We start from the raw sequence: 20,559 nt of genomic DNA, 5'->3' as shown, positions 1-20,559 counted from the left end.
CGCTTGTTATACGAGATCTATGTCCCAACCAGCCTCAATCATGTTTCAACAAGTAGGGGGCAAACTGTTTAGCTGACGGGATCCAGGTCCCACGGGCAGTTACGTTTTACCCCGGCTACCGTTATAATAAGACCATATAAAAAATGGTCAACCAGAAATATTTTCATATCTGGATGACCTTATAATACGAAAGGGGCAGCATTCCTGTAATGAATGAAAATGGAGTTTGAACAAAAAAATAACCTCTTGGTAGAATGAGAGAGTCCTGAAGCCGGCAAGCAAAAAGGACAAAAATCTCAAACACCAGGAGGCTTTACAATGAATTATAACCAGAATAAGAAGATTGCTCAAATCACTTCTCAAACTCTTATTATAGGAGTCGATATTGCGAAATTCCAACATGTGGCTCGTGCCCAGGATTTCAGGGGAATGGAGTTTGGATCCCCGTGTCAATTTGAAAATACAAAAGAAGGATTTGAAAACTTTCTTAAATGGATTTCGGAAATCAAAAAAGAACAGCGTATGAGTAAAGTGATGGTTGGCATGGAGCCAACAGGCCACTATTGGTTTAATCTGGCCCATATCTTAAAAGAAAATGGGATAAAGTTTGTCGCAGTAAACCCGTTGCACGTCAAGAAAAGCAAAGAGTTGGATGATAACTCACCCACCAAAAATGATGTGAAAGATGCCAAGGTCATAGCCCAGCTGGTCAAGGATGGAAGATACGCCGAACCAACAATACCGCAAGGTGTTTATGCAGAACTCCGTGTGGCAAAGAAAATACGCGATCTTTTAACTGAAGACCTACAAACGGTCCAAGGACAGGTGCACAACTGGATTGACCGGTATTTTCCGGAATTCCTCAAGGTTTTTAAGAAATGGGAAGGTAAGGCTGCTTTACAATTCTTAAAGCTCTATGCCTTGCCACATGAAATAGCTGTATTCACCGAAGAAGAACTACTCGTCCATTTGAGAAAGTCCGTATCTCGGAGTGTTGGATTAAACAAGATCCGCGAATTAAAACAGGCAGCTAGCCAGTCCATCGGACTTCGACAAGGTGCTGAAATGGCCAGGCTGGAGCTAAAAACCATTCTGGCTAAGTATGAATTAATTCAGTTACAATTCGAAGAATTGGACGCCAAAATAGACAGCCAGCTTGATGAAATACCAGGTGTACAACAAATGTTAGCGATAAAAGGTGTAGGCAGGGATACAATTGCCGGCTTCTTTGCGGAAGTAGGAGATTTAGGTGAATACAATCATCCAAGGCAGATTATCAAGCTGGCCGGCTTAAGCTTAAAAGAAAATACATCCGGCAAGCACAAAGGAAAAACGACCATCACAAAAAGAGGCCGAAAGAAACTCAGGGCACTGTTATTCAGGGTCTGTATGATTCTCGTTGCCAAAAATTCTGCATTTAAAGCATTACATGCTTACTATACTCAACGTCCGGATAATCCTTTAAAGAAGATGCAGTCCCTGATTGCTTTGTGTAATAAACTAATTCGGATTTTCTTCAGTATAGGAAAAAAGCAATTTGATTTTAATGAGGAAAAGATGCTAAAGGACATCCCTCATTTGGCAGTAACAAAGAAGACGGAAATGGCAGCTTAACTTTGGTTTAGATTAGATAAGTAGTAGTTCTTGCTTTTATAGTTTTGGAGACATTTGAAGCACGGATTAGTCGGCAAAGCAACTAAATTACGGGCTTGGACCCTGTGGGGCAGCATGGCTGACATCCACCTCATGGAAAGGTTGGACGAAGGAATTTGAGAGCGAAGACTCTGTGAGACATGGGAGGGTTGACCTCCATGAGTAAATGTGGACATCCACCAGTGCGGTTATATTTTTACTCATCCACCATTTTCTGTAAGGGATTGGTTAGTGGGTTCTAACTCTTTTTTCTCACTCTGTCCAAAAATATCCTTTCAAGTGAAGATCCTCCATTTATAAAGTGAGTTACCGAAAGGTAAATAACTATGAAATTCTAAGAAAACAAGAGTAAATAAGTGTTTTCGCTTCTTTTATTGAGGGAGGTTAGTCGAAGAAGGATAATTCTTAAAAAAGAAGAACGAATAAGTAATATGGTTTTTTTACTTGATAAATCAAAAAGTATCGTCAAGGACGGTCTTTTGATATGATAATAAAATTTTTGTAACCTTTTCCATATCTCAAACGATTAATTAGCGAATACATAATTGGGGGGATAATTTTGGCTGATAACGATTACGAAAACAGAGTTGTTGAAATCTATCGGCAATATTATTTGGATGTCTATCGGTTTCTTATTTGTTTTACAGGAAATCAAAACGATGCTGAGGATTTGACCCAAGAAGTGTTTATTCGCGTTCTGAATAATTTTAAAAATTTCCATTCTGGAAGCAGCAGCGTAAAGACTTGGATTTTTTCGATAGCTAAGCATATTGCAATTGATCATTATCGCAAGAAAAGATTTAGTGCAATCTTTACGGATGGGTTTTTTAAGCAGTTAGCTTCAACCGAAAAAGAGCCTAACGATTTAGTTGAACAAAATGAGATGAAAAAAATGGTTCATACAGCTATCTCAGGATTAAAACCTAGTTTTAGGGCTGTTGTAATCCTGAGGGCTATAAACGAATTTTCAATAAAAGAAACAGCTGAGGTTCTTAATTGCAGCGAATCCAAGGTAAAAGTAGATTATCATAGGGCATTAAAAATTCTTAAATGTAAGCTAGATATAGGTGCAGAGGAGGTAATCGAAAATGCAAACTGATAAGGATTTCATTAACCAAATTAAGGAAACCTATTCAATGGAACCGAGACCGGATTTTGTTTTAAATACTGAATTAGAACTTAGAAAAGCTGCAAGGAAAATGAAAAGAAAAAGAACTTTTAAATTGATTTCACTTACATCAAGTGGGTTCATCCTGAGCTTCCTTGCTATCTTATGGATTTTTTCATTTAATGGTAAAGAAACCATTGAAAATACACTTTCTTCATTTGTTGAAAACAATCCATTATCGGCAGTTAAGAACTCCGAACCTTTAGTTTATATTTATCATTCACATAATCAAGAATCATTTATCTCAGAAACGAAGACGAAGGATCCCAACAACGAACCTTACCATCCCACAAGGAATATCTCATTAGTGGGAAATAGATTTAGTCAGGCATTAAAGGAAAGAAATATCAGTTCAGTACACGATACTAGTGATACTATGGGAATTCTTCAGGACAGAGGGCTTTCCTATGATCAATCATATTCTGTTTCAAGAGAATCTTTAGAAGAAAGCCTGAAAAATAACCCTACCATTGAAATGATATTTGATATACACCGGGACTCAAATGAAAAGAATGGGACTACGGCCAAAATAAATGGAGAAGATTTTGCAAGAATCGCATTTGTCGTTTTTCGGTCAAATGTTAAAGACGAGGACAGTTTAAAATTTGCACAACACCTTCATAAGATAGTTGAAGGAAAATATCCTGGTTTATCGAGAGGGGTATTGGTTAAAACAGATCCGAATACTCAAAACACCTACAACCAGGACCTAAAAAATCAATCAGTTTTAATGGAAATTGGTGGAGTTGAAAATACATTGGAAGAAGAATATAGAACAGCGGATGCACTTGCGGAAGTTGTTGAGGAATTACTTAAGTATCAGAAATAATGCCAGAATCCTTGTGTTTGAATAGTGGGATTGCTGTTGCAATCCTATTTTTATTCTCTAAAAAGGAGCTTTTCCTTATTGTGCTAAGGGGCAGGTTTATTTAAGAAGGATATTAAGTAAATATAGAGAAGAATATAGTTATTCCATTTGATGTACAGAAAGTCTTTTGAAAAGGTGTGTTTAGTTGAAAATAATAACAAATAAACCCTATGTTTACTTCTTCTTCGATCCAAACATAGTAATTGCACGAGAAATTCCAAACAAACCATATAAAAATATAGAGGAGTTTTGTTTGTGCCCTGGGTTTCATTACACGTATGAACTTAAGGATAACGAGGTTTTTGAGTCTTTCCATCATAAAAAGAATAAACACTTAGAAGGAAAAGGTTATATAACAGACCAGGAGTCAACTTTCACTATGTTCAAGGTAATGAATGAACACTCAAAAGATAAATTAGACCTTGTTTAGCTTAGGCCTTAAAAGGTGATTTGCTATAGAACTTAGGGTGCAGGAGCAAAAGTCTAAGCTGTCATTTCGGCAGCTTTTTTCTTATTCAACCACTGGGGCAGCATTCCTGCAATAAGTTTGTGAAGAAATGTACTGTGCGAAACGTTTCCTTATAAGTGTATAAACACGAAATAGGAGGATTGCTAAAAAGCAATCACAACTGATTAATTGAAACTTGGAATGAGGGCCGTCATGTTGAGCTGAAACGAGTTATCTGATACTCCTACATGCACGGAATGGTAGTAGCCCGAACGTGTATGAAGCTAGGTGAAGTCGGCTGAAATGTACCTAAGTTCTTAAACAGAATATGGTTCATGATAGGTCGGGATGCTATAAAATATCTAAGGTGAGAATGTCCAGATGGACTGACGAACTTGCGAATGTACAGGTCTAGAATCTAATACGCTCGAAAGACGTATGCTGTAAATGCAGTGTCAAACACCGAAAAGTACGACTAGTACATAGGAACCTCGGAATATCTAACTAATGAGGATATAGAATTGACAGGCTTAAAGTAAGCACCTACGGATATATGTAAAGCTAGGTTAATCGGAACGTTGTAAGTAAGAAACATCCACTATTAAAAGACTACTATCTGGATGGTGTCTATAAGATAAATAAACATCGAAGTGACTTTATTCTTGCGAAAGTAGGGATATAGTACCGATGAAACGTGTAACGAACGTGGAGGGATGGTCCCAAGTCTTATTCGTTGAAGGCAAATCAATTTAATGAAACTCACAGGGTCGAGTACGATGATGGGATTTTCCGCAAGGAAGGAGAAACAATCCATCGGTGAGTACAGCTTTACGGCATGCAGAATATTACAGTATGCAAGACATATTTGATGACCTTTACGAGCGAAGTAAAAACAATGCTACAAAGGGTTTAAGGCTATATGAACATATCATATCGAAAGACAATATCTTATTAGCCTTTCGAAACATCAAAGCGAATACAGGTTCAAAAACAGCTGGAACTGATGGCATCACGATTGATAAATATAAAATTGAAAACGTTGATGAATTTATTGAAGTAATTCGAAAAGCATTAAAGAATTATAAACCTCAAACGGTACGAAGAGTTGAAATACCTAAACCGAATGGAAAGAAAAGACCATTAGGAATTCCAACTATGAGAGATAGGTTAATACAACAGATGTTCAAACAAGTATTAGAACCAATTTGTGAGGCTAAATTTTATCACCATTCATACGGTTTCAGACTAAATAGGTCAACTCATCATGTAATGGCTAGATGTCAGTTCTTAGTCAATAATGTGAAGTTACATCATGTAGTAGACATTGATATAAAAGGTTTTTTTGACAATGTAAGCCATTCAAAATTAATTAAACAAATGTACAGTATAGGTATACGGGATAAAAGAGTATTAGCCATTGTTTCAAAAATGTTAAAGGCACCAATAAAAGGCATAGGTGTTCCAACTAAAGGAACTCCGCAAGGAGGTATCCTATCCCCCCTACTATCGAACATTGTTTTAAATGATTTAGATTGGTGGATAGCTAACCAATGGGAATGCTTAAAACTAAAACATTCTTATGCACCTAATAGTAAGACTAGAGCGTTAAAGAAAACGAATCTCAAACAAATGTATATCATCAGATATGCGGATGACTTCAAGATTTTCACAAATTCTCATGAATCAGCTATAAGAATACATCACGCCACCAAAGAATACCTAAAAAATCAATTAAACCTTGATGTATCTTCCGAGAAATCAGCGATTACTAATCTAAGAAAGAGAAAATCTGATTTTCTAGGTTTTTCTATTAAAGCAGTATCCAAGCGTAATAAATATGTAGCCAATACACATATTATGGATAAAAAGAAGAAAAACATACTAGATAAACTTAGATATTTAATTCGCGAGATTCAAAATAAGCCAACGCCAAAAACTGTTTTGGATTATAACTCTTATATTCTCGGAATAAAAAATTACTTTAAAATTGCAACTCATGTAAATATTGACTTTGGAAAAATAGCCTATCGTCTAACGAAAACCATGTATAATCGTCTAAAATCAATTGGGAAATATGGAAAACCCATTAATCCATCGGAAACATACAAGAGACTTCATAAGAATAATTTCAAAACATATAAAATTGCTGGTTTGCATTTATTTCTCTTCGGAGATACACAAACAAGTAATGCCATGAACTTCAGTCAAGATATATGTGACTATACAAAAGAAGGAAGGCTTAAACTTCATCAAAATCTTAGGGCTGACATTGCCATAGAAATAAACAAGATGTTACAAATACCTTACGGTAAAGACAACTTAGAATTTGCAGATAACAAAATTTCAAGGTACTCTATGCAACTAGGAAAATGTGCTGTAACAGGGGAATTTTTGACATCCGATAAGCTGCACTGTCACCATAAGTTACCCCGACATATGGGGGGGACAGATGAATTTAGCAATCTTGTAATCGTACATGAAGATGTACATAGATTAATCCATGCTACTAATGAAACGACGATTGAACGATATAGGAACATTCTTCAATTGGATGGAAAACAACTGAAGAAACTAAACCAATTCCGTAAAGTTTGTAATTTAATTGCTTTAGTCTAAAAGAATAAGATGGAACGCCTAATGCGGTGAAAATCGCACGTTGGGTGTGGAGCAGGGGAAAAGATGGAGATTACATCAAAGTCTTACCTATTGCTATTAAATTATAGGGTGCTTTAGTTGAATAAGAAATTAAAATTAGATCACACATTTTAGATATATCTATTATGTGTGGTTCTTTTAATATCAAGCAATGTATTCCTATAACCTTAATATAACATTGGTTATATCGGTATATGCGAGATAATGACAATGATGGTATGGTTGGAGAGTAAGCATCTAAACTTTGAGGAAAATATATGAAAGAAGGAACATTTTCCTCTTTGTCTATTCTTATTTTAGTTCCAACTGAAGAACAAGGCCAAACTCATCTATGAGTTTGGCCTTTTTAAAATGGTAAGTCATCTTTTATTATTGGTCTAATTTGCTTTACGTCTTCTGTAATATCGTTATTTTCATTCCATGTCACTTTTTCAATTACAGTTTGTCTAAAGCCACTTTCCCTTATTTGAGACTGTATCCATTCATAGGTTGTTACTGCCGCTGTAAAAGTAGGGTTTTTTTTAAACTCATGATCACGGACATGAAAAGTACCTCTTCTTAAACCCCTGTTACCTTCAATGTCCATTATTGTTTCAATCACAATTTCCAACGGGTTCATCCTTTTTAGGTTTAATTAAGCTTTTGCTTCAGCCAATTCAACATTTTCTCATCGTTTTTCTTATTCTGCCTTTTATTTTCCCTTTTTATATAGCGCGATAGGGTAGTGTGAGCAATGCCTATTTCCTCAGAAGCTTGCCGGATGCTAATATTTAAAAACTCCAATGCTTCCTTCATTTTTTCAGGAGTTAAAGTAATCGGCCCTTGTGAGTCTTTTGCACTTTGTATAGCCATAGAATGTCCGCTTGGTACTAATTCAATATCTGCTGCACTTTGCGCTATGGATGTTTCGATTAATCTTTTGTTTGTCACTGGTTGCGAAGAAAGAATCTTTCTGTTTTCCTTTACAATATAATCAGCCGGCAAAATATGTACATTTAACTTACTCCAGTATTCTTTAACCCAGTTTCGTTTTCCTACCATTTCTTCGTCTAATTCATCTAAATACATCCATTTTTTTATAACACCATCAGCCTGGAGATCATCCAAAGTGTTTTCAAATTTATCCCTTAGTGCAACTCCAGTATAACGGGAGGAGAAGTCCATTTCTTTTAAAAGAGTTCCTACCTTAAATGGCTGCCCAAGCGTGTTCCTAACCGTTCTGATCCTCCATTGGAGGTTTAAATACCTTGTCAGCCGTTTATGAGCTCTTTGGCTGGTATGGCTGTATTTAAAGACCTTTAAATCTAATATACCAAGTGTCTTTTTAGGACCTTCCAGATAAGGAGTTAAAATAGAAGTAGGGCGCACCTGGACAGCATATATTCCTTTAGCTTCTCCTGTGTTCTTATCATAGGCTATACGTATTTTTCCTATTTCAAACATCTTCTGGAAATCCTTAAATTTATACAGCTCGCTATCTTGAAGGCCTTCCGTATTTACAATCTTAATAGTCTGGTCACCTAAGGATACCCAAATACTTGAGAGTGCCGCTACTCTTCTCATAATGTTAAAACGGTCTTCTTCCCGGTAATCAAATTCTTTACCAGCAAAACTTCTCTTTTTTATATTTCTTAGTCGCAAAGCATCATTACTATGAAACTCTATGTATCCATCACTCGACTTTGGCTGTGTAAGCCATAAATATGATATCAAATCAAATAAATCCGCGGTCAAGTCATCTAACGAGTTAAGCGTTTCACCCAAGGTCTCTAGCCATACTTGCTGCTCTATCGTTAATTCAGTTTGTAATTCATGCGGCCGCAGCTCAGCAACCCCTTTAACGTTACCTCGATTGTCTATAATTTCAGTCGCTAGATAACCTGCTTCGCCTTCTTTGAAATCATTCTTCTTCGTAACCATATCTCTCATTAGATGAAAATCCATATTCGTGCTGGAAAGGATATAGTCCTTCTCTAGCGCTTCTTCAATTTTATTGTCGTTAAAACTATATTTCACTTCGACTTCAGGAAACTCCTGGTGCAGATGACCTGTTATAAATGCTTTTATCGTGTCACCAGATGAGGAGACAACATCTTTGATCATTTCCTTAGTAATTGGTTTCTGGTGAAAAAATGCTTCTGTAAAAAGGGAGATTAACACTCCAAAAGAACGCATATCATCTGTGGGCTTTTGATTTAATATTTCTTCTTTTGTCATTTGATACGCTAAGCTGCTCCACTTTGACAAAACATGAGGGCGATCCATAAAGAGTGATTTAACTTCCTCAAAAAGAACAATTTTCAGAGCTTCATAATTTAGGATTAAATGTTCTGGTATGTCTTCATATTTCATTTTTCTAACCTCCTTAGAAAAAGGGGTGAATTTGTCCTCTTAATAATATCAAAATGCACCAAATAAAAATTAAAAAATCGAGAAATGCACCATTTTACCCGACATGCCTAATCAAAATGCACCACTTTTCAAAAGAAATGCACCACTTTTGATATAACTAACTTATATAAACCCTTATAAATCAAGGGTTTAATAGATATTATATCTCTTTTTCTCTGCGGAGGTTGTAGGGGTTAACAGCCGGCTATATGAATTTATAGCGGAACCTGTATAGAAATAAAAATAAAACGCACCACTAAAAATGCACCATTTGATGGGCATCTAGCGGAACCTGTATGGATTAAAAACCTTGATTTAAAAAGAAAGTTGGTAATTAATATTAAAAAAACCAAATGAAAGTTCAAATACTGAAATCAATTACTGCGACTGCTGCATAACTTAAAATGCACCAATTCAAAGACATTATAGCGGAACCCGTATAAATATAATCCTTTACATTATAGATAAATCCCCATTTATCAAAGGTTTATTAATAGTTCTTTATTTATTTTAAATGGTGCATTTTATATCTATTGGTGCATAATCTAGCGGTAATCGTATAAGAAAAAAATAATAACTTTTTCCGAAAGCTTATTATACCAGTGTTTATTCCACTTTTATTTGTGGTGCATTTTCTCTAGAGAGGATCATTTTCCAAATTTCGATTGAGTTATACTTATTTCAACAATAAGAGATTAATAGAATTGTCTATAGAAAAGCTATTTTTTCATGTCTTGAGATTAACATGCATTCAGGACAAAGATCTCTTGTACCTAGTCTTTATTTGGCTTTCTGCGAATCAATACATAAATTAGAAAGGAGCTTGAGCATGAAAAGAGTGAAGATTGACGGTTTCAGAATGCACCAATCTATACTAAAAGAATTTCATTTGTTGCGAGACCAGACGTTTGAACGGCCCCCAGCATCCGCTTATGTTGTCTACCTAACTATGCTCAAGCAGCTGGACTTGGAGAAAAACCAAAGAGGTATTCTAAAAGAGTTCAACCTTTCTTACTGGGCCAAAAAACTCCAGATTCCTTATTCTTCTTTGTATTCAGGGAAATTATATTTAGAGAAATATCACTTTGTTAAAGAGGAGATCCAAAATGGAATCTCTGTCTTAGTGTTAAAAGACATTGAAAAGTGCAATAATCCAGGTGTGGAAGGAGGTAAACTAAATTACCTTCTGATTCCTCATTCTCTTTTTGATACAAATATTCTCGCAGAATTGGTTAGGACAGCAAACCCCGAAGCAATTGAGTTAATGCTTTCTTTATTTAACCAGTTCCGTACAGCTATGTCTAAAAGAGAAGACATTGACTTGAAAATGCTTAAACAATCTCGTAACATGTCAACTTTAAAGAAGCAATTAAATAAAAATGCGAAGAAGGTTAGAGAAATTTTAGCTTTGTTGGAACCTTTATTTGATGTTAAATTTGAGGGCTTACAGTTCCGTGGCAATCAGATTTGGGTTAAAAAGGTATGGATTACATTAAAAGAAGATTGTGTTAAAGAACAAAGCAGCGGTGAATTTAAAGTTGATCATCTCATCGCAATGCTTTCCCATGAATTAATATATTTTCTTGATGGGCATAAAATAAAATACAAGCCTCGAGACCAATTTGACATCATGCTATCTTTTAAGCAAGAGGTATATGATAAGGTGAAATTTATTAAAAATGATGAATCCTTTAATCTTGAAAATTCGATTAAGCGATACTTTATTAGCTGCATAGATAGTATTGGTTCCTACATAACTGAACAAAGTGTGCTTAAATCAACTTTTAGAATACATTCCCTGGGAGCCTTTTTCAGGAAAGCCTTCCGTAAAGATATAAAAACTTTACTTAAGAAGATCCCATATGAATTAATTCACGATGCTAAAGTAGAACAATATCAATTGACTGGAGAAATACCGGAATTTGCAAAATTTGATATCTAAACAGCCTTGTAAAAAATTTACTTGTTACAAGGCTTTTGGCGTTTCAATTCTCATGTTTAATATTTGAATTAGCTAAAAAAAGAGGTCCCATTTATGGAACCTCTTTTTTAAATTCCAAAATCCCTTTCGAATATTCACTTGTGGAATACTTAATAATTCAATAATTCTATTGTGAGTTTGTATACAGTGTATTAAACAAACTGTTAACTTGTTATTTTCTTTTATTTGCTTCTGTTAAATTCTTAGTTATTTGAATGGCTTCATATAGGTGATATTGTAAAACCCTTGGGGGAGAAGGGGAAAGTGGGTAAATGGTTAAAGGGCTTATTTAATTTGATGTTTTTACTAATTCTGTTGTTCTTATTATTAATATGTCTTTATTATCAAATATGAACTTTTATCACTTAAAAAATGAGCATTAATCTGTTTACTTGTTATCGAATAATGAATGATCATGAAAATGCAAAGAGGAATACAAATAGGTTAAAACCATAAACTTCTAATTATTGGGTTAGACTTTTCTAATCACTTATCAATTATGGTAAAATATAGAAAATGGTTGTTTTTCATTAGAAATTATCTCACTAATTAAGGGAGTAGTGGCTATGAGTACTTCTGAGGCTTACAAAATTGTTTTTTTCGATGTGGATGGGACTATTACAAACTATGAAAATGGAAATATTCCACAGTCCACAATTGAAGCTATAAAAATGTTATTAAGCAAAAGAATCAAGGTAGTTGCTGCAACCGGAAGACCATTATCAATGTGTAAAGAATTAAAGGCCATTGGAATAGAGACATTCATAACCGCAAATGGTGGTTATGTTAAGCACGGGGAAGAAATTATCCATAAGGTTCCTATGGATAAAAATATAATAAAGGAACTTATTGATTTTGCGAAAGAAGAAAATTCCGCCCTATCTTTTTATACTGAAGATTTCAGTATGAATGGAGTAGAGGATAAAGAAATCCTTAGTGCGTTAAAAGAAACTTTGTCATTGAATGAATATCCACAAACCAATCCTTTTATTTTTGATCAAGAGGTATTTTTGCTTTGTCTGTTTGCAAATGATGAAACAGTAGAAAGATATAATAAAAAATTCCCTGATTTAACATTTAAAAGGTGGCATCCATACGTGTTAAATATTTTAAAGGACGATGTATCAAAATCTCTAGCTGTAATGAAGACTTTACAATTTTTCGGTATAGATAGATCGGAAGCTATAGCATTTGGGGATGGTGAAAATGATATTGACATGTTAGAGCTGGTGGGTCTTGGTATAGCAATGGGAAATGGCAGTGAAAAACTAAAAAATGTTGCTGATTTTGTTACTAAAAAATCTAGCCAGGACGGAATATATTATGCACTAAAAAGATTTGGAATTATTTAAATTTTATAATTAGTGAGAATCATAGTGACAGAATGAGGAGGAAATTAGAATGAAGAATTATTATTTTATTGGTATTAAAGGGGCTGGAGTGAGTGCTTTAGCACTGTTGCTGCATGAGAAAGGATACAGTGTTCAAGGTTCAGATACCAATGAATACATCTTTACCCAAGAAAAGTTACTACAAAATAACATTAACATATTTAATTTTGGTGAGATAGAAAAAGCAATTGATTCTTATACAGAGATCATTGTAGGAAACTCTTTCAATCCTGATAACAATATAGATTACAGAATAGCTAGTAGGTTAGGCCATAAAATTATAAAGTACACAGATTTCTTATCAACCCTTAGTGAAGAATATTTAAGTATTGCCATATCCGGAACACACGGAAAAACATCCACAACGAACATTCTATCTCAATTAGATTGGCCTGCATTTACTGATATAAGTTACATAATAGGTGATGGGACTGGTGGAAATAAAAGAGTAGGCAACTTGACTGAAAAACCTGAGAGTTTATTTCTATTTGAAGCATGTGAATATAAAAACAATTTCTTGAATTACTCTCCTAAGATAACCATTATTACAAATATAGACTTTGACCATCCAGATGTTTTTAGGGATATAGAAGATACCAAATCTGTTTTTAGAGACTTTCTAAAAAACACGAAGGAGGTGGCCATTATAAATGGAGATGATGAAAATGTTTTACAGTGTATTGAAGATTTAGATATAAATTTAGTCAAGTTTGGATTTAGTGAAGATAACGATGCAGTTATTTCAAATGTTTGTGAGAATAATACTGAGATGTATACTATGTTTGATTTAGAGTACAAAAAACAACGATTCAATATTTATACTCCCTTCTTCGGAAAACATAATATTATGAATGTCGCAGCTGCATTGGTAACAAATTTATATTTAAATGGAGTACACAAATTACCAGGTAGTAATGTAATAGACTTAAAATATTTAAATGGAGCAAGACGTCGATTCCAAGAAACTCCTTGTAATAAGGCTATTATCATTGATGATTATGGTCACCACCCTACTGAGATCCGGGTAACACTAGAAGCATGCAGAAAAAAATACCCACAGAAAAAAATTATAGCAATCTTCCAACCACATACCATAAATAGATTTGAAACATTCTTAAATGATTTTAAAAGTGAGTTATCAAAAGCTGACCATCATTTTATTACTGATATATATAGTCCAGAAAACAGAGAAAATAAGATAGATAATACCAATGTAGTTAATCCAACGTATTCTTCAATGAGCATAAGAAACATTGAACAATATAAGGATGCAGTTTATTTATTCTTAAGTGCTGGCAACATAGAAAAATACAAAAGCGAACTCGTTAGCATTTTATCTTAAATTAAAAACCATAAAAGCATAGGCAGCTTTTATGGTTTTTTATATTATGAAGCTATTGTTTTTTTATTATTAAACATAGTTTTTAATGATGTATGTGTCAGAATTATAATCAATAATAGAAGTGAACAAAGAATCCCGATCATAAAAAAGATAGTTGAAACTTTAAAGTATTCATTGGTCGCTCCAGTAAGAACAGTACTTAAAGCGAATGAAAGTGTTGTAAAAGCATTAGCATTAGAATACACCCGACCTCTTAATTCTGAAGGGATCGCAAGGCCAAAATCAACACTAGCCAATATATTAAAAGTACCATATAAAAATCCTAATACAGTGATGAATAATACAAGGGGGAAAAAGCTTAAATCAAAGATAAGCGCACAATATAGTAAGGTAAAAGATAAAGGTAATATATTAATTAATCGATCTTTTATCCATTTCCGTTTTTTAATTATCTTAGGTCCAAGTACTGTTCCTGTAAATATGCCTACAGTTAGCCAAGTCATTAACAGACCGTAAAAAGATTTATTCATACTTACTTCTTGTAGGTATAACAACAAAAGAACTTGTAGACCACCAAAAGCAAATTCTAGGATTATCCAATAAAAATTTAACTTTCGAAGAAGCTTATTTCTATAAAGGAATTGGAACCCCTCTTTGATATGTTTTCCAAGAGAATCCTTTTTATCAAGTTTTCTTTGAGGGATCTTGATAAATAAGGTTAGAATGGCTGCGATTAAATAGGTTATTAAGTCAATAAGAATAACCACATAAGTACTGGTAAAGGCAATTAAAATCCCGGCAAGCGAAGGTCCGATAATATTAGAAATTTGTTGTGTGGCACCATTTAATGAAACTGCATTAGGGAAATGTGCTCTTGGTACGATATCGGGTGCAACAGCTAATCTAATTGGCGCATAAAAAGATTTTAGAACACCAATAAGAGCCAACATTGTAAAAATCAAATAAAGATTAGAACTGAGTAAGATACCTAGAATAAGAAGTGCTCGTAATAAATCAACTACAATAAGTGATTTTTTTCTGTTAAATTTATCGGTTAATGCACCAAGAAATGGGCCCAATAAAGTTGCTGGAAGGACTTCTATGGCAAAAGCAAGACCCATTAATAATCCAGATCCGGTCTTTTCCAAAATCAGAATAGGGAGGGCTATTCTTGTTAGGCCGGTCCCAAAAAATGAAATTGCCCCTCCCAAAAAGAAAAATCCATAATTTTTACTAAACAGTAATTTGGCAAACTCACCTTTTAAAAGTTTCATTAAGTCCCCACCTGATGTAATAATTCATTAATTTCAATAAGTAAATCGCTAAATTCCTCCTCGTTGGGGGAGATTTTTAAAGCTATTTCTATCTCACTTTTTGCCTCATTATATTCTTCTAATGCTTTATGAATATATGCTTTATTAAAATAAATCCATGGGTTATTTGTTTCAAACATTACTGCTTTAATAAGCATATTTTTTGCTTCAAGTAAATTACCCTCTTCATTATAGACAATAGCTAAATTTACATAAGCCTCCGCTTGGTTTGGCTTTAATTCTATAGCCTTTTTCAAATCCGCTCTTGACTCGGCAAGCATACCGATTTTTTGATATAGCGAAGCCCTATTTACATAGAGTTCTATTGTACTTGTATTTTGCTCCTCAATAATACGGTAATCATTTAAGGCATTATTAAAGTGTCCAACTGCTTCATATGCAAGGGCTCTATTTAGTAAGGCAGGTATATATTTAGGATTGATCTTTAGTGATTGTTCAAAGTCCTTAATTGCTTTAAAATAATCTCCGGTTAAGTAGTATAAATACCCGCGCGAATTCCAGGTAGTAATATTCTCTGGGTTAATAAATAAAGAATAATTATAGTCATCCAAAGCTTCATCCCATATATTTAGAGATGCTTTTGCATTACCACAATTTAAGTAGACTTCATCTTTAGGTAAACCTTCTTCCTTTACCCTATCATAGTAGTGAACTGCTTCTTCATATCGACCCATAGCTTGCAGGATATTTGCTTTGTTGTTATATAGATCCAGGTGGGAAGGTACCAAGTCTATTGCTTTATTTATATAAGATAGTGCTTCGTCATAATTTCCTCTGTCTTGTAATGCATATGCTGTATTGTAATTTAAAATAGCATGAGTCATAAGATGTTCACTTGAATCAAAAGTAAGGTTAAACTCTTTAATATTATCCTTTTCAATCTGTATGGCACGATCATATTCCCTGTTTTTGAAATAATAAAGCGCTCGTGAATTGTTTAACCAAAGTCTTTCCGTTACTGCTTGTTTATCTTTAAGTCCTTCAATATGGGAAAATCCTTTATCAAGCCACTCTTGGCCAAGCTGCTCATCTATATGCTTCGTTATAAAGGAACCGATAATATAGCAGACCTTGGCTTTAAAATACCTATCGTTAGATAGGTTTATACTTTCTTCTAAACATTTCATAGCAATATCGTTTTGTTTTAAGAGAACGTGCGATACACCTTTTAAACGAAGTAATTTGGCCTTGCGGTTGTCATCAAAGAAACCCCAGTATTTATCCATTAATATATCCACATAATAAATAGCTTCTTCATAACAAGCATTTCTCTTTGAAAAGAAAGCTGCTTCTTTAAATGACTCAGCCATTTCCTTACTGTCTTCTTGCAAAGAGAGAAGATTAGCATATTTCGTAGACAAATCCTTTTCATGATAGCTATGCCGCTGAATAGAGTCCCGCTCTGGATATTTTACTTCTAAATTTAGCCGCCTTTCACATTGTGATTGTATATCTTCACAACTAATAGCTTTTAATTTAGAAAGCGTTGAGTATTTTTCCGGGAGAAATTCCTCTGAGTAGGAACCAACCAAATAAAAATTCGCTTGATTCGCACGCTTTGAAAGTTGCTCAATAAAGCGTATGCTTGAGAAATCTGTTTTATCGATATTAGAAAAAATAAAAACAACTTTATCATTTTTACTTTGTAATCTTGCTGATTCAAGTAAAAAATTAATGATCCCATTTATTACTTGATAGACAAAGCTTAGAGTAAACGAGGTTGGATTTTGTTCTTGTGGGATTTCTAACCCTAATGAAACGTCTTTAAATAAATCATTTTCATCTTTTAACCATGGCATCAAATAAAAAAGGGGTTTTTTATACTTAACCAAAAGGTTAGAATGTTGAGGTTCAAGTTTATCTAGCTGTTGATACACTAATTGTTTTGCCGTATAAAAGGATTCAGTAGGCAAACAAGCACTGGAGGTATTGTATACATAACACTTCTCTAATAATAAGGATTCGTTTAATTGATTTAGTAGTTGATCAGTTTGTGCGATATTGCCGTTTAATAAAAATACATTAGATTCATTGGAAAGGAATACAGAATCTAACAAACGTGTTTTTAAGTTTTCCATTGTAAAAAACCCCTATATTATTTTTTTAAAAATTAAGGCTCTTTTCACGTATGGAAAAGAGCCTTAATTGCGCTATTTATTCTACAAAGCCCTAGGTGCTATGTAATTCCAGATAGCATTAAATGTAAATGTGAATGTATTAAGCCCAGCCGCCTTCATCAATGTAACCTAAGCTATGAGTTTTAACGTGCTCAAATTTAGCCATTTTAACAGATTTCATGTTCAACAACTCCTTTCGTTTGATTTTGTAAAATTTTACAAGGTAAATATATTAAATATTTTTAAGTTGGTCAATCGAATATGCATAATTGCATAAAAATTCTGATGATTTGGTCATATGGATTTCTCTATAAGATTTGTCGGGCTCCTCAGGCTTTAACCTCCTCAATTAGCAATTAAAATGTTCACCCCATAGAATACAAGAGCCGCTTAATAAGGAGATCGGCGCCTTAATTTCTATAAATTTTGATTATTTAAAAATATGCAAACTTTCATATTTTACAATCATTTATTGATTTAGAATATTCGTTGAGACAGGTTGGTAGTAAGTGGAAAAAGGCATGTAACCTTTCAATAAGCTAAGGAAAGAGGTCGAATATTTGAAAACTATAAGCAGAAGAATTCAATTAAGTGGCGGAAATAAATGTTTTGTCAGATGCCCCGGCTGCTATAACTTCTTTAGTAATAAAGATTATGTTACTGAAGATCTCTTGGATTTTCTAACTCAATTAAAAGATAAAGTGCTGGTTCCAAAAGTAACGATGTCTGGTGGTGAGCCATTAGCGAGAGAAGATATGCCATATATACTCAGTGCTCTAAAGGAACTGGGTTATCGGATTAATCTTGATACGGTGGGGCTTTCATTAATCAGAGATGTAATAGTTGGACAAAACACATTAGTAAAAAAAATCTCTTCTGAAGATATTATCAGCTCGATTGATGTAATCGGCATTCCGTTTGATGGTTCCTCGGACGACTTAATGAATATGTTCCGGCGGGGGTTAAAAGTAGATGAGATATTGGGAATCTTAGATGACTTAAGTTCAAAGGGAGCAAATATTTGCATTAATACTGTAGTCCATAAAAACAACTATGATGACATTCAAAACATTTATGAGTTAATCAAGCCTTACCAATCGATTACAAAATGGCAATTGTTTCAGTTCATGCCAATAGGGCCGGGTGGGTATAAAAATCGATTAAAGTATGAGTTAGCCGACCAACAGTTTGAGAATCTAAGGGAGGCTCTAGACTTTGATACTGTTATAGATATCCAATTGAAATCCAGGCTAAACAGGAAAAACAAATACCTATTGATTGATGGAGAAGGGGTAGTGTGGATTCCTAGACAAAATGAACATGATCATTGGCTAACAGAAGATGAAAATAACGAGAGGATTCTTATAGGCAATATTAGTGATGAAAATGCAGTTGATAAAGTATTAGATCAATTGGAAAAATACGATAAAGTTTTAGCTGTAAATTAAGCAAGTGCGATAGAAGGATACTAATATATTAGCAATCTAGAAAGGAGGAAGTAAATATTGAGAGGTTTTATTCTCTTAAAGCCTGAAGCAGTCCAAAGGAACTTAATTGGGAAGATTATTTGTTTCATTGAAGACAAGGGTTTAAAAATCACGGGATTGAAGATGCTTACGCCTACAAGGGATCAGATTCAGAGTATGTATCATGACCGTAAAGATTCTCCCCATTATGAAAACCTCATCGATTTATGTCTGGATGGTCCTGTGGTGGCCATCGTAATGGAATCCCCATTAGGCATTGATTCAGCAGAAATATTAAAGGACTTACAGGGGAAGCATGATATTCCTGGAACCATTAGATATTATTTTTCTTCCCATCCCACAAGGGGAGTTCTGCATTGCTCGTCCCCGGGAGAAGTATATAGAGAATCGTCAATTTTCTTCTCTGAAAATGAATTAAATGTCTATAGGAAGGTTTTGGATGACTGGATTATTAGCTTACAAAAGTCAAAGGTTTAAATAAACTTTCAAAAAATATTAATAAAATTAGGAGATATTAAAGATGGCTAGTTCAACTATACTGAATGGTAGTTTATTTGAAGAAATGTTTAAAAACGCTAACATGTATGATCAAAATGAAAGCTTTCCTCATGATAATTTCAAAGGAATTGCTGATGAGGAGCTGCATTTGGTAACTTTGCCCGTTGAACTGGGAGGAAAAGGTTATACACCAGAACAGACTAGCAAATTAATAACTGAAATTAGTTCTTATTGCTCATCTACTGGTTTGTGTATAGCCATGCATTACTATACTTTGGCCGGTTTAGAGTCCCATATTGATAACCCTTATGTAAGAAACATGTTTCAGGAAATTGCAACAAAAGGTAAGTTTATTACTTCCTTTAATCAACCGAATGTCATGTTAACTGCTGCTATATCGTCTAAGGAGAAACAAGCTTATACAAGTATCCAAATTAATAAGGTAGCAGGTGGATATATCGTCAACGGAATTAAACCGTATGTTTCAGGGATTGAGTGCGCAAGTTATATTCCTATCTTTGGAGATCAAATTGGATTTGAAGAAGACGGTTTTGATTTGGGTATTACGGCTTTAATTTTAGAAAAAAGAGATAAGGGTGTAATCATAGAAGAAGAATCCTGGAACCTCTCAGGAATGAGGGCTTCTAAAAGCAATAATGTAATACTCGAAAACGTATTCGTTCCCGAAGAGAGGGTAATTGGAAGACCATTTTATGGTATTGAAGATACAAGTGAATTGGTTTACTGGTCCAGGCTAGCCATTTCATCTGTATATCATGGGATCTCAATTGCTTCATTTAACCATACCAAGGATTTAGTAAAACAAAGAACAGATAGAATATCAAAGAAAGCACTGTCTTTTTTGCCAGGCGTCCAATTTAAGGTTGCCGATATGAAAATAAAATTGGATACCTCTTTTAGCCAGCTATTAAATTACTCAAACCAACTTGAAGAGGCATTAAAACTTAATAGATTTCCCAATGACCTAAACATAACTTCCATGGTAACCAAAGCATATTTATCAAATGCAGCGAATGACATCGTTTGGGATGCCATGCAAATTGAAGGTATGGGTAGTTTAAATAAAGGAAATCTCTTAGAGAGGCTATATAGAGATGTAAGAGCAGCAACCTTCCATCAACCAACTGAAGATCTATTAAAAGAGTTGTTAGCGAAGAAAACACTAGGTGTCATTACTCGTAAAAATAGATGGGCTTAGGGGAAAA

15 protein-coding genes are annotated in these 20,559 nt (G+C 34.2%); 11 read left to right on the top strand and 4 right to left on the bottom strand.

Going from position 1 to position 20,559, the window contains the following annotated elements; translation table 11 throughout:
• Positions 1 to 318: 318 nt before the first annotated feature.
• From AC0VZ9_RS27240 to ltrA, 5 genes are all read left to right on the top strand, one after another.
• Positions 319 to 1,614 carry an IS110 family RNA-guided transposase gene (locus AC0VZ9_RS27240; RefSeq protein WP_159870551.1) on the top strand — a complete coding sequence of 432 codons (1,296 nt, stop codon included), beginning with the start codon at positions 319 to 321 and terminating at the stop codon, positions 1,612 to 1,614.
• Between the two features lie 598 nt (positions 1,615 to 2,212).
• Complete coding sequence (locus AC0VZ9_RS27235) at positions 2,213 to 2,752, top strand: RNA polymerase sigma factor (protein ID WP_285871337.1); 540 nt, start codon at positions 2,213 to 2,215, stop codon at positions 2,750 to 2,752.
• Positions 2,742 to 3,650, top strand: coding sequence for a stage II sporulation protein P (locus tag AC0VZ9_RS27230; RefSeq protein ID WP_159871184.1), 909 nt, complete (start codon positions 2,742 to 2,744; stop codon positions 3,648 to 3,650). The genes AC0VZ9_RS27235 and AC0VZ9_RS27230 overlap by 11 nt, the downstream gene beginning before the upstream one ends.
• A 184-nt stretch (positions 3,651 to 3,834) precedes the next feature.
• The gene (locus tag AC0VZ9_RS27225; RefSeq protein WP_159871187.1) at positions 3,835 to 4,119 is read left to right on the top strand and encodes a hypothetical protein; all 285 of its coding nucleotides are present in this window, start codon (positions 3,835 to 3,837) and stop codon (positions 4,117 to 4,119) included.
• 834 nt (positions 4,120 to 4,953) lie between these two features.
• Positions 4,954 to 6,753: a group II intron reverse transcriptase/maturase gene (ltrA, locus tag AC0VZ9_RS27220; protein WP_159871190.1), complete on the top strand. Its 1,800-nt coding sequence runs from the start codon at positions 4,954 to 4,956 to the stop codon at positions 6,751 to 6,753.
• Positions 6,754 to 7,138: 385 nt separating this feature from the next.
• Here ltrA and AC0VZ9_RS27215 read toward each other — a convergent pair whose 3' ends face one another.
• Together AC0VZ9_RS27215 and AC0VZ9_RS27210 are read right to left on the bottom strand one after the other, a co-directional pair.
• Positions 7,139 to 7,411 carry a hypothetical protein gene (locus AC0VZ9_RS27215; RefSeq protein WP_251284901.1) on the bottom strand — a complete coding sequence of 91 codons (273 nt, stop codon included), beginning with the start codon at positions 7,409 to 7,411 and terminating at the stop codon, positions 7,139 to 7,141.
• An 11-nt stretch (positions 7,412 to 7,422) separates the two neighbouring features.
• Entirely contained in the window at positions 7,423 to 9,144 is a 1,722-nt protein-coding gene (locus AC0VZ9_RS27210) for a helix-turn-helix domain-containing protein (protein ID WP_159871196.1), read from the bottom strand.
• 868 nt (positions 9,145 to 10,012) lie between these two features.
• On the opposite strand from AC0VZ9_RS27210, the gene AC0VZ9_RS27205 reads away from it, so the two are divergent.
• The 3 genes from AC0VZ9_RS27205 (at position 10,013) to AC0VZ9_RS27195 (ending at position 13,897) form a co-directional block, all read left to right on the top strand.
• Positions 10,013 to 11,125: a hypothetical protein gene (locus AC0VZ9_RS27205; RefSeq protein WP_159871199.1), complete on the top strand. Its 1,113-nt coding sequence runs from the start codon at positions 10,013 to 10,015 to the stop codon at positions 11,123 to 11,125.
• A gap of 605 nt (positions 11,126 to 11,730) precedes the next feature.
• Positions 11,731 to 12,516 (top strand): Cof-type HAD-IIB family hydrolase, encoded by a 786-nt coding sequence (locus AC0VZ9_RS27200; protein WP_159871202.1) that lies wholly within the window; start codon positions 11,731 to 11,733, stop codon positions 12,514 to 12,516.
• A gap of 49 nt (positions 12,517 to 12,565) precedes the next feature.
• Positions 12,566 to 13,897, top strand: a complete 1,332-nt coding sequence (locus AC0VZ9_RS27195) for a UDP-N-acetylmuramate--L-alanine ligase (RefSeq protein ID WP_159871205.1) — start codon at positions 12,566 to 12,568, stop codon at positions 13,895 to 13,897.
• A gap of 44 nt (positions 13,898 to 13,941) precedes the next feature.
• On the opposite strand, the gene AC0VZ9_RS27190 is transcribed toward AC0VZ9_RS27195, so the two are convergent.
• Both AC0VZ9_RS27190 and AC0VZ9_RS27185 read right to left on the bottom strand, forming a co-directional pair.
• Positions 13,942 to 15,171: an MFS transporter gene (locus AC0VZ9_RS27190; protein ID WP_159871208.1), complete on the bottom strand. Its 1,230-nt coding sequence runs from the start codon at positions 15,169 to 15,171 to the stop codon at positions 13,942 to 13,944.
• Positions 15,171 to 17,309, bottom strand: a complete 2,139-nt coding sequence (locus AC0VZ9_RS27185) for a tetratricopeptide repeat protein (protein WP_159871211.1) — start codon at positions 17,307 to 17,309, stop codon at positions 15,171 to 15,173. Before AC0VZ9_RS27185 ends, AC0VZ9_RS27190 begins: the two co-directional genes overlap by 1 nt.
• A gap of 599 nt (positions 17,310 to 17,908) precedes the next feature.
• Here AC0VZ9_RS27185 and AC0VZ9_RS27180 point away from each other — a divergent pair.
• Genes AC0VZ9_RS27180 through AC0VZ9_RS27170 form a run of 3 tightly spaced genes read left to right on the top strand, consistent with a single transcriptional unit; the run spans position 17,909 to position 20,552 of the window.
• On the top strand, positions 17,909 to 18,796 hold the full coding sequence (locus AC0VZ9_RS27180) for a radical SAM protein (RefSeq protein WP_159871214.1): 888 nt from the start codon (positions 17,909 to 17,911) through the stop codon (positions 18,794 to 18,796).
• 57 nt (positions 18,797 to 18,853) lie between these two features.
• Entirely contained in the window at positions 18,854 to 19,312 is a 459-nt protein-coding gene (locus tag AC0VZ9_RS27175) for a nucleoside-diphosphate kinase (RefSeq protein ID WP_159871217.1), read from the top strand.
• A 43-nt stretch (positions 19,313 to 19,355) separates the two neighbouring features.
• Positions 19,356 to 20,552 carry an acyl-CoA dehydrogenase family protein gene (locus AC0VZ9_RS27170; protein WP_159871220.1) on the top strand — a complete coding sequence of 399 codons (1,197 nt, stop codon included), beginning with the start codon at positions 19,356 to 19,358 and terminating at the stop codon, positions 20,550 to 20,552.
• The last annotated feature ends 7 nt before the right edge of the window (positions 20,553 to 20,559 follow it).

It is taken from the genome of Cytobacillus sp. QJM3NY_8 (assembly GCF_056173585.1).
This window is presented reverse-complemented; position numbering and strand designations above follow the sequence as displayed.

Excerpts from the sequence above, each read along its gene's own strand:
- AC0VZ9_RS27240 (WP_159870551.1), top strand. The coding sequence starts at position 319 with ATGAATTATAACCAGAATAAGAAGATTGCTCAAATCACTTCTCAAACT.
- AC0VZ9_RS27230 (WP_159871184.1), top strand. The coding sequence starts at position 2,742 with ATGCAAACTGATAAGGATTTCATTAACCAAATTAAGGAAACCTATTCA.
- AC0VZ9_RS27215 (WP_251284901.1), bottom strand. The coding sequence starts at position 7,411 with ATGAACCCGTTGGAAATTGTGATTGAAACAATAATGGACATTGAAGGT.
- AC0VZ9_RS27210 (WP_159871196.1), bottom strand. The coding sequence starts at position 9,144 with ATGAAATATGAAGACATACCAGAACATTTAATCCTAAATTATGAAGCT.
- AC0VZ9_RS27205 (WP_159871199.1), top strand. The coding sequence starts at position 10,013 with ATGAAAAGAGTGAAGATTGACGGTTTCAGAATGCACCAATCTATACTA.
- AC0VZ9_RS27200 (WP_159871202.1), top strand. The coding sequence starts at position 11,731 with ATGAGTACTTCTGAGGCTTACAAAATTGTTTTTTTCGATGTGGATGGG.
- AC0VZ9_RS27195 (WP_159871205.1), top strand. The coding sequence starts at position 12,566 with ATGAAGAATTATTATTTTATTGGTATTAAAGGGGCTGGAGTGAGTGCT.
- AC0VZ9_RS27190 (WP_159871208.1), bottom strand. The coding sequence starts at position 15,171 with ATGAAACTTTTAAAAGGTGAGTTTGCCAAATTACTGTTTAGTAAAAAT.
- AC0VZ9_RS27185 (WP_159871211.1), bottom strand. The coding sequence starts at position 17,309 with ATGGAAAACTTAAAAACACGTTTGTTAGATTCTGTATTCCTTTCCAAT.
- AC0VZ9_RS27170 (WP_159871220.1), top strand. The coding sequence starts at position 19,356 with ATGGCTAGTTCAACTATACTGAATGGTAGTTTATTTGAAGAAATGTTT.